This is a genomic window from Bisgaardia hudsonensis, assembly GCF_004345785.1.
In the GTDB taxonomy this organism is placed as follows: domain Bacteria; phylum Pseudomonadota; class Gammaproteobacteria; order Enterobacterales; family Pasteurellaceae; genus Bisgaardia; species Bisgaardia hudsonensis.
The window spans coordinates 201,750-214,723 of record NZ_SLXI01000003.1 but is presented as its reverse complement, the minus strand read 5'-3'; the positions used below and the strand labels follow the sequence as shown (position 1 = coordinate 214,723).

Sequence of the window (12,974 nt, the reverse complement as noted above, 5' to 3'; positions counted from 1 at the left end):
AAGATAGCTAATGACAAAATCAATGATTATTCCTGCATTAGATTTAATTGAGGGAAAAGTAGTGCGTTTACATCAAGGCGATTATGCTCAACAAACTACTTATTCAGATGATCCAATTCAACAATTCGCCAGTTATATTCAACAAGGTGCAAAACAATTACATTTGGTGGATTTAACGGGAGCAAAAGATCCAGTCAAAAAACAGACCGCACTTATTGATAAAATAATAACGGCCACTCAAGTGAACATTCAAGTGGGGGGCGGTATTCGTACGGAAAAAGATGTGGCGGACTTATTGGCTATTGGTGCAAATCGTGTAGTGATTGGTTCTACGGCGGTAACTGAAAGTAAAATGGTGCAAGGTTGGTTTGAAAAATATGGTGCTGAAAAATTTGTATTAGCCCTTGATGTAAAAATTGAAAAGGGAAAAAAATTTGTTGCGATTAAAGGCTGGCAAGAAACTAGCCCAATAACTTTAGAAAACTTGATAAAAAATTACCGCACTTTTGGTTTGCAACAGGTACTTTGCACTGATATCTCTCGAGATGGCACGTTGCAAGGATCGAACGTGGCATTGTATCAAGAAATTTGTGCTCAATTTCCAGAGATAGCATTTCAATCTTCTGGAGGTATTGGTTCATTACAAGATATTAAAGAATTAAAAGGAACAGGGGTTGCTGGCGTGATTGTTGGGCGAGCTTTATTGGAAGGGAAATTTAGTCTAGAGGAGGCGATTAAGTGTTGGAATGCATAGAAAAAGGTGCAATATTCTCAGAATGTGGAAATTACCGTTATCTTTTATGGCGAATTTGGGATATAGATAAACCTAACGTTATGTTTATAGGATTAAATCCTTCAACAGCAGATGAAACTATCGATGATAATACCATTACACGTTGTATAAATTTTGCTAAACAGGCAGGATTTGGTGGGGTTTATATGGTTAATTTATTTGCTTATCGCAGTACTGACAAATCAGTTCTGTATCAAATGAATGATCCTATTGGACACGATAATGATAAGTATATTAATTCAGTATTAGATAAAGTTGATAAGGTTGTAGCATGCTGGGGCAATGATGGACAATATTTGGATAGATCTCAACATATTTATAATTTAATTCCAGATTTATATTGTTTAAAAGTAAATAAAAATGGAGAGCCAGCTCATCCATTATATTTATCATCAACTCTTAATTTTAGAAAATATACAAGGAGAGAAAAATGTTAGCAAAGCGAATAATTCCTTGTTTAGATGTGCGTAATGGACGAGTTGTAAAAGGTGTTCAGTTTCGTCATCATAAAATTATTGGTGATATTGTCCCTTTAGCACAACGTTACGCAAAAGAAGGGGCAGATGAATTAGTTTTTTATGATATTACTGCATCAAGTGATGGGCGAACCGTTGATAAACGCTGGGTTGAGCAAGTGGCAAAAGTGATTGATATTCCCTTTTGTGTCGCAGGTGGAATTAAAACGATTGAAGATGCCGAACAAATTTTTGCTTTTGGTGCGGATAAAATTTCTATTAATTCGCCCGCACTTGCTGATCCTAATTTGATTAATCAATTAGCGGATCGTTTTGGTAAACAAGCGATTGTGATTGGTATTGATAGTTGGTTTGATCAAGAAAGTGGCAAATATTGGGTAAATCAATACACTGGCGATGAAAAACGTACTCGTCAAACTTGTTGGCAATTAATGGATTGGCTAAAAGAAGTGCAACAACGAGGTGCTGGGGAAATTGTTTTAAATATGATGAATCAAGATGGGGTTCGTCAAGGTTATGATTTAGTACAGTTAAAGCAAGCAAGAGAATTATGTCAGGTTCCCTTGATTGCTTCAGGTGGAGCTGGAACAATGGAACATTTTAAAGAGGCTTTTATTGAGGCAAATGTTGATGGAGCATTAGCTGCAAGTGTGTTTCATAAACAGATTATTCATATTATGGAATTAAAGGCTTACTTAAAAGCAAAGGGTATTGAAATTAGAATATAGTTTTATTAAAAATTATTAATAAAGATTAAATAAGGTCGGAATATGTTAGATATAGAAAAAATTAATTGGGAAAAGGTCGATAATTTATTGCCTGTTATTGTGCAGAACGTAAATACTTGTGAAGTCTTAATGTTGGGGTATATGAATCAAGAGGCATTACAAAAAACAATTAATGAGAAAAAAGTGACTTTTTTTTCTCGTACCAAACAACGATTATGGACGAAAGGAGAAACCTCGGGCAATTTTCTAAATGTTGTGGATATGACTTTGGATTGTGATCAAGATACTTTATTAATTTTAGTCAATCCTATTGGTGCCACTTGCCATACTGGGACAGATAGTTGTTTTAGCTCATTATCTAATCAACCGAATTGGGTGTTTTTTAGTAAATTAGAACAGTTAATTTCAGCTCGAAAAGGGGCAGATCCAAAAAGTTCTTACACCGCACAGCTTTATGCAGAAGGGACAAAACGTATTGCTCAAAAAGTTGGAGAGGAGGGGGTGGAAACTGCACTGGCGGCAACTGTAAAAAACCGTAATGAAACGATTTGTGAAGCAGCTGACTTGGCTTATCACTTGACTGTTTTATTACAAGATGCGGATCTTTCTTGGGCTGATGTTATTGGTAAATTGAAAGAACGTCATCAATAATTAATTCGATGGTTTTATACTTAAAATAAATAGAGAGTTTTCTTAATCTATTTTGTAAATCAGAAAACTCTCATTGCTTATAGTTACTGCTTTGTGGCTATTTTATTGTGCAAGTAGCTTGCTTGCACCAAAGGGCGGTACAATAGCCCAAAGAAATTGTAAGGGTACTGGTTGGCTACGTTGTGATGGACGCAAACATTGGATTGATTGCACATCACCAAACCCAAAACTGGCAAGACAGCTTCCATCAAATGGGGATTGTAAAATGAATGCCCCCGTATCAGTTGGAACAAGGATCCAAGCTGTTCTAGCTAAGTCACCACAGGTTGTTACTGTCCCACCTGTAAAACATTGTTCTGTATCATAGGCTTTAAATTGTACAAAATGTTGATTATTGATTGTGATATCAACTAAGTTCCAATGTAAATTTAATTCACTACGACGACCATAATGTTCATTTGTCATTGGTTCACCAGTATATAGACTGCGTAAACTTACTACGGGTGGTGGATAATCTAGATTATCCAATGTTTCACTATTATTTTCCTCTGCGAAAATATTTGTGCTTATTAATAAGCTGAATAATAAATAAAGGTATTTTTTTAACATATTACTCTCCTAACGATCTTTTACAAAACTAACTGGAAAATGATCGGAGGCTATTTGTGATCGTACTCGATTAAACATAATACTTGCACTAACATTAGAACGTTGTGGCATTTGGTCCGCATTATGTAAAATCGCATAATCTAAGATTCCGCCTGAACGATGGGTTGGTTCTGTCGGGGCAACGATTAACGTTGCGTTATCTAACCCTGGTTCTGAGCGTAGTGCTGATTGTAAATTTGAAGGAGAGCGATTGAAATCTCCTACTAGTATCCAATTCATATGGCGTCGTGTTGTTTCATCAGCAAAAAAGTGATAGACATTATTAACTAATGTCACCGCATCAGCACCACCTGTCGCAAGAGCGTGTGCACTAAAGAAGGCATCATCTCCGATACGAATACCAATCGCAGGTCTTGCTTGTAAAACAGAAGTTGTGGAATGTACAACAAATACATCATCAGCCATTCTTCTTGAAACAATAGCCAAATTAACTCTATTAGCACCAACATCTAACCTTGAATAATAAATATAAAAGTTATTTGGGCGACTTCTTGTACCTAAATTCCAAGTGTACTCTTCAATAGGTGTACCAATACCAACAGGTTGTACTACTCGTCCCGTTCTTATTGCTGTAGTGGGAAGAGTCCCAGCTTCTTGAACCATTAGAATATCTGCGGCTCCAGCACCTGTAAGTAGTTGTCTGACATTAATATTCCATTTACTTTCATTTGCAGCAGAAGATCCCTGTAAGTTCCAAGTTGCTATTTTATATTGATCTAATGTTGCTAGTGCAGTACCACTTAAAAATACGGATAGAAAAAGCAACGTTAATTTTATTAAATTCATTTATTGCTCCTAAAGTGTTTGTGGATTCGCTGGTAATAAAGGTGGTGTTAAATACCAGGTTTGATCTTTTAAAGGTGTTATATTTTTATCACTGCAAGTATCTAGCGTGATAGTCGTATAATCAGTTGTACTTACTGGGTTATAGGTAATACAGCGACCTTGAGACACACTTTTTATGAACACCGCTCCATTACTTGTAGGTAATAGTAAGAAATCTTGATCAAGATTTTTAGGATCACAATTATCGTGAATAATGCCATTACCATATGCGTGAATACAAGTACCTAGTTGTTGGTTAATAAAACGGAAATGCTCTCTACGAAAACTGCGTTCAATTTTCCAGTTACGAATATTTCCAAAAGACATCGAATCAATAGGTGCATATCCCCATAGCCAATTACGTTTAGCTAATGCCCAAACCGTAATAACGGCACCATTTTGCCCCATTATAGTGATATAATTTGACGGATCATCAGTTTGTAGGTTACCATCTGAACTCCCTAATAAAGGAAGGGTTACTGTCGCTCCCGTACTACCTACTAAGCCTAGTTTAGGTGGTGTTGGTGATATTTTTGGTTGTTTTTTTGGGGTATTATCAGATGTACTAGAGCAACTAATGGATACCAATATGATAAAAAATAGTATAAAATAATTACGTATGTATTTCATGTTTTCCTCTCTAATAAAGATACAAAAACTAATTAGGTGAGCATTACCTATCAGATTTACCAAGTTGGATTGTTCTAATTAGTTTTGCGGTGGAAATATAATAAATTTTTAAAATTCTCAAAAACAAATTTTAGTTATAAAAATTTTGTTGGATATTTTATATATTTATAATAAAAATTATTTTATTGTAAAATCAATATATTATTATTTTTCCTGTTCAGTGTTGATCTGGTCAATCCAGTTGAAATACCTTAGTAGTTGGAATAGTCTTATTCTATTTATGAGAGCATTATTGTTATTTTTTACAAAGTTATGAGTTTTTATCTATAAGTTGAGCTAATGTTGAGATATTAAATAGATATTAATGGTATCTATTTAGACATTAATATTATAGATTTAGAATAATATAAACTTAACAAGCCAAATGGTCACAAAGCGAGCTTTCACTGTAAACTTATTTAGTTTTGCCTTTTGCCATTTGTTCTGCAAGTTGGATACTCTGAATAATCTCTCGACGATTAATTGCAGGATTGTCATTTTCTAGTACGTTTTTCCAATGTAATATTGCTGATTGGAAATCATTGTGTAAAAACGCCTCTGAGGCTAGAAGTAGTAAACTAGCGCTCTCATTTGGATCTATTTTTAATGCTTCATTAATCCACTCTTGTGCTTGAGAGGATAAACGTTGTTTATGCTGATAATAATCTGCTGTTGCCATCGCACCTAAGATAGCTGGTTTTTTACCAAGTACCGTCGTTGAGTTATTAAAGGCAATTAAAGCTGATTCAAAATCATTATTTAGTGAGTAAGCTTGCCCTAATTCAAACCATATTTCCCCATTATTCGGATCTTTTCTAAGTCGATTTTGTAAATTGATAATATAGTGATCGTTTCGCTGTTCCTTCGTTTCTTGAGAACGAGTTTGTTGGAATGCTAAAAAAGCTTGCTCAGCTTGTTGTACTTGTTGATAGCGACCAGTCTGCCAATAAAAAATTAGACTAACTATAAGAATAAAAAGGATACTTATTGCAGCGACAGTAAATATTACCTTTTTTTGATTTTGTGATTTATACAAAGCAGATTGTTCTTGTAATATTTTTTCTTCAAAGACTTGACGATCTGCTAATTCAGCTAAATATTGTGCTTTATCTTGTTCTGTAAATGTTGTTACTGATCGTTGAGCTTGTTGATAATAGAGTGAATTAAGTTGTTTACGCATTATTGTTTTTGTTCCTTAGCACTTGCCAAAAAATACCGCCTAAAATAATTAAGAAAAGTATGATAGGTACTCCCCATAAAACCCAAGTTTTTTGATTTAATGGTGGTTTATAATAAATAAAGTGACCAAAACGTTGTACCATTGAGTGAATGATTTCTTCGTCACTTTTTCCTTGGTTGACCATTTCATAAACCTCTAACCTAAGTGTATAGGCTTGCGTGGCATTGGACTCTACTAAATTTTGATTTTGGCACTGAGGGCAACGTAAAGTACGAGCTAATGCAATCGCTCTGACTCGATCCGTATCATTATTAAATTGAAAGGTATCAACCATTTCTGCCTGTGCTAGCAAGGTAAAAAATAGGAAAAATAATAAAAAATAAGATTTCATTTTGATTAATCCTCTTGCCTTAGTTCAAGAAGGCGAGGCATAAAATCAGCCTCAAAATTTGGATTATATCCCTTTTGTTGATAACGAATGATACCTTGTTTATCAATCAAATAGGTGGTTGGTGCAGCATTAATGTTTAGTGTTTGGCTTAAAAATGATTGTTGAAAGTCATCAATTACCATTACAAAAGGATTCCCCCAACGTTTTAATGCTGTTTTAGCATCTTCTGGACGATTAGCGTAAGTCAGTCCAACAATAGGAATACCCTTATTTTTCATATCAATAAATATAGGAAATTCTTTAATACACCAACCACACCAGCTTGCCCATACATTTAGAATAAAAGGTTCTTTAGGGAGACTTGCTTTATTTAATTGAGTTTGATGTTCGAGTAAATGTGGTAAGTTAAATTCAGGAAATGGTTTTCCTTGCCAATTTTCACTTGCAGACAGTAAATTGGGATTTCTCAGTAGTGATACTAGAAAAAATACAACGAGTAGTAATAGAGCAAGTGGTGTAAATAGCCAAATTTTTTTCATTTATTTTTACTCTCTTTTTAATCTATGTCCTATAAGTGCTAAGAATGCTGCAATGATCATCATTAGTCCGCCTAACCATAAAGCACTAATATAGGGTTTATAATGTAAACGAAATGCATATTCTTGTTGTGCAAATTTATCACCCATTACAATGTAGATATCGTCAAGCCAATGATGTGCTAAGCCAACTTCTGCCATTGTCATTGTACGAATATCATAATAACGTCTTTCTGGATACAAGGTTGCAAGCTGATGATTGGTTTTATCATAAAGTTTAAATTGTGCTTGCTCTGCGGTATAGTTTTGTCCTAGTCGGTAGTTATGTTGAGTATAATGGAATTGGAAACCTGCTAAAGTTGCATTCTGATTTGGTTTTAATCGTACTCCTATTTCATCACTATAATAACTATTCATTGCTACACCAATAACGCTAATTGCAAAACCAATATGTGCTAAACGCATCGCCAAGGAGCGAATTTGCCACATCATTTTACGATAGGGCAAGTGGGTTAAAATAATCCATATTGCAAGGCTGATAAATAACGTAGGTAACCATTGTAATTGGTGAGCAGTACTGCTATTTAAAACTGATAATGTGAGTAAAATACTGCCTAATAGGGCTATGGGTAGCAGAAATAACCGAAATACTAATGGTTTGATTGGTAATGATTTCCAACGCAATATCGTAGCGATTCCCATTATACTGAGTAATAATAATGTTAAAGGAGTAAAAACAGTATTGAAATAAGGTGCGCCAACAGAAATGGTTCCCCACCCCATAAGGCTAAACACTAAGGGATAAAATGTGCCAAGAATGACAACACAGGTTGCAATGACAAATAAGCTATTAATACTTAAAAATGCTATTTCTTTTGAGAGAAATTTAAATCGAACATTACCTTGCCACAAATTGACTCGTAAGGCAAAAAGTGCGAGAGCGATAAAAGTTAGTGTAAAAAATAACAATAAAAGTGCGATGCCTCGATCTGCATCAACAGCGAATGCGTGTACTGAGGTTAATACGCCAGAGCGAACAATAAAAGTCCCTAATAGACTTAATGCAAAAGTAAAAATTGCTAGTAGGATAGTCCAATAACTGAAAATACCACGTTGTTCACTTACAATTAAACTGTGAATTAATGCAGTGCCAAGTAACCACGGCATTAATGACGCATTTTCGACGGGATCCCAAAACCACCAGCCTCCCCATCCTAATTCATAATAAGCCCACCAAGCACCAAGAATTATTCCAGCGGTTAAAAATCCCCAGGCAATAACCGTCCAAGATCGTAACCAATGAGCAATAGCAAAATCAAATACTCCTCCAAGTAACATCGCACATATCATCGCAAAACTGAGAGCAAAGCCAACATAGCCAAGATAAAGTAGTGGTGGATGAAAAATTAATCCAATATCTTGTAACATTGGATTTAAATCACGCCCCTCTGGGGGTGGTGGAAATCCGCGTTCAAATGGATTTGATACCCATAAAATAAACAGTGAAAAGCAAAATACGATGACAGCAAGAAAAGCGAGAGTGCGGTAGGTAAATAAGCGATCTATTTTGGTTGAAAATAAGCAAAAAATACTAATCCAAAGAGAAAGTGCCATTAGCCAAAAAAGCATTGAACCTTCATGTCCTCCCCAAGTTGCTGCAAATTTGAAGAATGAAGGTAATTGACTATTGGAGTGAGCGGCTACATAGCTGACACTAAAATCATCAATGATAAATGAGTAAGCTAAACAGCTAAAAGCAATAAAAGCTAATAAGGTTTGAAATGTACTTAGAATAGGATTTAAGGTTAGCCATTTTATTTGTTTACGTATTTCTCCAAAAAGTGATAAGGCAACCTGTAATGCCGCAATTCCTACTAATAATATTAACGAAATATAACCTAATTCGGGGAGCATAATTTATCCATAAAAGTTGCCAAAATTATTGTATTCTAAATTTTATATTTAGTAACAGTAGAATAGTTTATTATTTTGAAATAATTTAAATTTATTTTAATTAGCTAAATTAATTTATATAAAAATATAAGAGACTAGATCTAATAATTAATTTATCAAATCTAGTCACTTAATTTAACACAAATATTAAGCCAGAGTTAGTTGTCCCGCATATAAAATAAAGTAACGTAAACAAAGTACACCAATTAATCCTGCTGTAGCAAGTAAAATTATAAAGCCTTTGTTATGTTTCAATTTATTTGATGCTAATTGGTTCATTACTAATGGGAAAATTATACCAATTATTATGACTCCAATCCAAAATACATTTCCCCAAAAACCAGAAAGAGCATTGGTTGCTGCAACTGTTTTTTGTCCTCCACCAAAATATAATCCAACAAAAAAAGCAAAGAGTAAAAATAGCTCAATTAGTACTGTTGGTGTTTCAAATTTATGTAAAAAATGTACTTCCTGTGAGGTTGTTGAAATTTTACCAACTACCAAAGTAACAATTAATAATGCAGCAATACCTGATGATGTACCTGATACTAAAAATAATACAGGTAGCACCGGATTATTCAGCATTGGATAACTAATCAGTGCGGATAATAAGAATCCTGTATAAGCACCAAGAGCGATAGATAGTAACAGTAATAACAACTCAATAAGTGCGGTTGCTTTTTCTGCAATATTAATTAAGTTTATAATAAACATTAATTTAGGTATAAATTGCTGGATAAGTGAGCTAATTATTGCTTTAAATATAATACTTAACCATATAAAAAGCACAGCCATAAATACTTGGAATAATAATACTCCCATCGACATGACAGAATTAAATTGGTAATTAAACATTAAGTACCAAAATGTCCAAGGTCGAGCTAAATGGAAAATAAGCAAAACTAAGCCAATAATGATTGTAGAGGGTGCTAAAATTGCAGCTCCTCGAATAATCCAGCTTTGGCTTGGATCTTCAAGAGTATAATTACGTTTATAAAGAACGGCTAATAATGTTGCTCCAGCAGAAATACCCAATAAAAATAGGTAGATTGCAATACTTGAATCCCATACTAGATTAGGCGTTTGAAATGGAATATGCTCGTTCATCGTCTAGGCTCTCCCTGTTGAAATGGGATATGATAAAGATTGGGCTGTGTGCCTAATTCAACTTTAGTACGATACACAGGCTTTTCTTGGATCAAACGTGAAACATCACTATTTGGATCATTTAAGTCTCCAAAGGTTAATGCCTTAGTTGGACAGATTTCCACACAAGCTGGTTGTTTCCCTTTTGCAAGATTAGTATCACGACAGAAGTTGCATTTATCAGCAGTTTTCTTTTCAGGGTGAATAAAACGAACACGATAAGGACAAACTGCAATACAATATTGACACCCAACACATAAATCAGGATTGACATCAACAATACCTGTGGATTTATCAATAAAAGATGCACCAGTTGGACAAACACTTACACAAGGTGCATTTGTACAATGTTGACAAGATTGGCGGAAAAATTCATATTTCACATTTGGGAAATTTCCGTAAGGCTCGCTACGAATAATTTCAAGACGAGAAACACCTTCTGGTACTTGATTAGTTTCACGACAAGCTTCCATACAAGCGGTACATCCAATACAAGCTTGTTCATTATGCACCATCGCATAACGAATAGCTTTTTTTTCATTTTCAGCTGCTAAAGACAAAGAGTTAGCGGCAAGTCCTGTGGTTCCTGCCACTATTGCTAATGCTCCTGCACCTGAAACAAAGTTTCGACGGGAGCAACTCATTGATTTTCCTTAGCTGATTTCAGCGATTTTTGGTTTCTATTTTCATGTATGCGACTATGACAATCAACGCAGAGTTTAACTCTTTGTTTTGAATCAGTATTTCTCATAGGCTCATTTTCTGGATGAATTTTATGACAATTTACACAAGCCATTTTATTAGCGTGAGTGTCATGTGGCCAAAAAGCTTCTCTTAGTTTGTCTGGATTATGACAAGCAAAGCAAACTTGATTTTGCTCTTGTGGCGAACGCTCAAGATCAGCTCTTTTTGCTTTTCCGTATGCATTAAAGCGCATCACATCTTTAACACCTTTACGATGGTTTTCAGAGATATTACCATGACAACTCACACAAGTGAGTGCTTTTCCATTGTTTGGGCTAACGGTATCTTTCTCAAAATGTTTACCTTTATGCTCAAATTTTGAAAGATGTCCATGACAGCTTACACAATAGGTATTGGGATCACGACGAGCATCTTTTGTAATAGTTGCATCATCTACTGTTTCATTCCACATTGATTTAGGTTGTATTGGCATTTCTGCCAATACATTTGTAGTTATTACTAATAGCCCAATTAAAGCAAATGCTTGTAGGGCGAGTGTCTGTCCTACTCTTGATATAATATGTTTCATAATAACCTCGGCTTATGAATTATTGTTTAGCATCTGCAGGTAATAGACCTTTTTGCTTCGCTTCATCGATCCATTGAGGTACTACTGTACGTAAGAATTCTGCTTTTTCTGCATTTTCTTTATCAATATCAAGACCTACTATTTTTTGTGCTTTTTCTTTAGTTGATATATCAGGGAATTGAATTGGTGTTTCAACGCCATGTTTTGTTAATACTACGGCTAGTTTAGTACGAGCATCAGCTGCACGATCTAAACCTGTTGCAATTACATGAAGCATAGTATCTGGTGCGTGCATATGACCACCATGTGTTGCAGCAGAGTAATCCCAACGCCATTGAGCATGACGAATCGCTTGTAATGCATCTTTCATTTCTTCTTCTGTAGCACCCGCTTCCCAAGCTGCTTTTGCTTCAAAATGAGCTTTAACAAGTTGATCTTCTAAACGAAGCATTACATCTTTAATTTGTGCCTTATGCTCTTTGACACGTTTTTGTAATGTTTCCTTGCTTTGTTCGTGGCAGGTTTTACATGTATGCTCGAAGTTATCAAATGGATTACCGATTTTGTGATCCGTATAGACTTTACCGTCTTTTGTTTCTACTTTTGGCATATGGCAGTCAATACAAGTAACGCCATTTTTACCATGAGTACCCAATGACCATGTTTCAAAATCAGGATGTTGTGCTTTCAACATAGGGGCTTTTGATAGTTTATGTGTCCAGTCGGTAAATTTAATTTCATCGTAATATTTTTCGATACTATCGACATCAACACCTTTATCCCAAGGGAAAGTTACCGCATTCTCTTTTCCTGCAAAGTAGTATTCCACATGGCAGTTGGCACAAACGGCAACACGTTTACCATGTTTGTCTAAGTTTTCAAATTTCCAATCAATTGCATCTAAAGCACGAAGCACATGAGGACGCGCAACACGTAGTGCAGGTTTACCATCTTTAAAATCTTGTGAAGTCGTATCATGACAGTCGGCACAACCAATAGAATTAACTACCTCTGAACCATATTTTGCCCACTTATGATCAAAGTATCCTAATTCGCCTTTTTCAGCAATTAAGCGAGGAACATCAGGGCCTTTACAAGTCCAGCATGCCATTGGCATAGGACCTGTTTTTTCATCTTTTGGTGCACCTGTTCGTAAAATATTTCTGACATCTGTTACTGCATAGAAGTGTCCACGTGGTTTGTTATATTCTTTTGAAAAACCATAGCCACCCCAGAGGATAACCAAACGAGGATCTTCTTCTAATGCATACACAATTTCGTCTGATTCGGAGGTTGCTTTCCAAGATTGATATTGAAGTGGATATTTTTCAGCAAAATTTGCATTGTTTGATTCAATTTTTAAATCTGGTTTTGCTCCTTCAAATTCTTTGGCTTCTCCTGCAAGAGATGAGTTTGAGTAAAATATTGCAAAAGTTGCAATGGTGAAAGTACTTTTTAGAATATGTTTGACCCGTTTCACGAGATACCCCCAACAATGAGATGAAAATGATAATTTTTCTTATTAAAAACAATAAAATAAAGGTAGTGCTACCAGTTTCAGTATAGAGAAAAAAGCGTTTTTGGGTAGGAAATAAAATAAGTATTTATTGAACTATATCAAATTTATGTGAAATAAAATTTGGATAATTTTTTGTTATAAGAATAAGTGATATTACTTGATGAT

Annotated in this window: 15 protein-coding genes; 4 read left to right on the top strand and 11 right to left on the bottom strand. The window is 34.9% G+C overall.

From position 1 onward, the window contains the following. Positions 1–10 precede the first annotated feature (10 nt). Genes hisA through hisIE form a run of 4 tightly spaced genes read left to right on the top strand, consistent with a single transcriptional unit; the run spans position 11 to position 2,648 of the window. On the top strand, positions 11–754 hold the full coding sequence (hisA, locus tag EV697_RS05770) for a 1-(5-phosphoribosyl)-5-[(5-phosphoribosylamino)methylideneamino]imidazole-4-carboxamide isomerase (protein WP_132023590.1): 744 nt from the start codon (positions 11–13) through the stop codon (positions 752–754). Continuing rightward, positions 739–1,230, top strand: a complete 492-nt coding sequence (locus EV697_RS05765; protein ID WP_207904095.1) for a DUF1643 domain-containing protein — start codon at positions 739–741, stop codon at positions 1,228–1,230. Before hisA ends, EV697_RS05765 begins: the two co-directional genes overlap by 16 nt. Continuing rightward, positions 1,224–1,997 carry an imidazole glycerol phosphate synthase subunit HisF gene (gene hisF / locus EV697_RS05760; protein WP_132023588.1) on the top strand — a complete coding sequence of 258 codons (774 nt, stop codon included), beginning with the start codon at positions 1,224–1,226 and terminating at the stop codon, positions 1,995–1,997. The genes EV697_RS05765 and hisF overlap by 7 nt, the downstream gene beginning before the upstream one ends. A gap of 42 nt (positions 1,998–2,039) precedes the next feature. Next, the gene (gene hisIE / locus EV697_RS05755; RefSeq protein ID WP_132023586.1) at positions 2,040–2,648 is read left to right on the top strand and encodes a bifunctional phosphoribosyl-AMP cyclohydrolase/phosphoribosyl-ATP diphosphatase HisIE; all 609 of its coding nucleotides are present in this window, start codon (positions 2,040–2,042) and stop codon (positions 2,646–2,648) included. 102 nt (positions 2,649–2,750) lie between these two features. Here the strand turns inward: hisIE and EV697_RS05750 are convergent, their stop codons facing one another. The 11 genes from EV697_RS05750 to nrfA form a co-directional block, all read right to left on the bottom strand. Continuing rightward, the gene (locus EV697_RS05750) at positions 2,751–3,257 is read right to left on the bottom strand and encodes an RICIN domain-containing protein (RefSeq protein ID WP_132023584.1); all 507 of its coding nucleotides are present in this window, start codon (positions 3,255–3,257) and stop codon (positions 2,751–2,753) included. 9 nt (positions 3,258–3,266) lie between these two features. Beyond that, positions 3,267–4,103: a cytolethal distending toxin subunit B family protein gene (locus EV697_RS05745; protein WP_132023582.1), complete on the bottom strand. Its 837-nt coding sequence runs from the start codon at positions 4,101–4,103 to the stop codon at positions 3,267–3,269. Between the two features lie 9 nt (positions 4,104–4,112). Beyond that, a complete protein-coding gene (locus EV697_RS05740) occupies positions 4,113–4,772 on the bottom strand; it encodes a cytolethal distending toxin subunit A/C (RefSeq protein ID WP_132023580.1) in 660 nt (219 codons plus the stop codon). Between the two features lie 454 nt (positions 4,773–5,226). Next, positions 5,227–5,991 carry a TPR domain-containing protein gene (locus EV697_RS05735; protein ID WP_132023578.1) on the bottom strand — a complete coding sequence of 255 codons (765 nt, stop codon included), beginning with the start codon at positions 5,989–5,991 and terminating at the stop codon, positions 5,227–5,229. Continuing rightward, complete coding sequence (gene nrfF, locus EV697_RS05730; RefSeq protein WP_132023576.1) at positions 5,984–6,382, bottom strand: heme lyase NrfEFG subunit NrfF; 399 nt, start codon at positions 6,380–6,382, stop codon at positions 5,984–5,986. Before nrfF ends, EV697_RS05735 begins: the two co-directional genes overlap by 8 nt. Before the next feature lie 5 nt (positions 6,383–6,387). Further along, positions 6,388–6,921 carry a redoxin family protein gene (locus tag EV697_RS05725; protein WP_132023574.1) on the bottom strand — a complete coding sequence of 178 codons (534 nt, stop codon included), beginning with the start codon at positions 6,919–6,921 and terminating at the stop codon, positions 6,388–6,390. Positions 6,922–6,927: 6 nt separating this feature from the next. Continuing rightward, the gene (locus tag EV697_RS05720; protein ID WP_132023572.1) at positions 6,928–8,832 is read right to left on the bottom strand and encodes a heme lyase CcmF/NrfE family subunit; all 1,905 of its coding nucleotides are present in this window, start codon (positions 8,830–8,832) and stop codon (positions 6,928–6,930) included. 186 nt (positions 8,833–9,018) lie between these two features. Then, a complete protein-coding gene (gene nrfD / locus EV697_RS05715) occupies positions 9,019–9,978 on the bottom strand; it encodes a cytochrome c nitrite reductase subunit NrfD (protein WP_132023570.1) in 960 nt (319 codons plus the stop codon). After that, positions 9,975–10,661 carry a cytochrome c nitrite reductase Fe-S protein gene (gene nrfC, locus EV697_RS05710; RefSeq protein ID WP_132023568.1) on the bottom strand — a complete coding sequence of 229 codons (687 nt, stop codon included), beginning with the start codon at positions 10,659–10,661 and terminating at the stop codon, positions 9,975–9,977. The genes nrfD and nrfC overlap by 4 nt, the downstream gene beginning before the upstream one ends. Continuing rightward, complete coding sequence (nrfB, locus tag EV697_RS05705) at positions 10,658–11,290, bottom strand: cytochrome c nitrite reductase pentaheme subunit (protein WP_132023566.1); 633 nt, start codon at positions 11,288–11,290, stop codon at positions 10,658–10,660. The genes nrfC and nrfB overlap by 4 nt, the downstream gene beginning before the upstream one ends. A 19-nt stretch (positions 11,291–11,309) precedes the next feature. After that, positions 11,310–12,770 carry an ammonia-forming nitrite reductase cytochrome c552 subunit gene (nrfA, locus tag EV697_RS05700; protein ID WP_132023564.1) on the bottom strand — a complete coding sequence of 487 codons (1,461 nt, stop codon included), beginning with the start codon at positions 12,768–12,770 and terminating at the stop codon, positions 11,310–11,312. Positions 12,771–12,974: the final 204 nt, after the last annotated feature.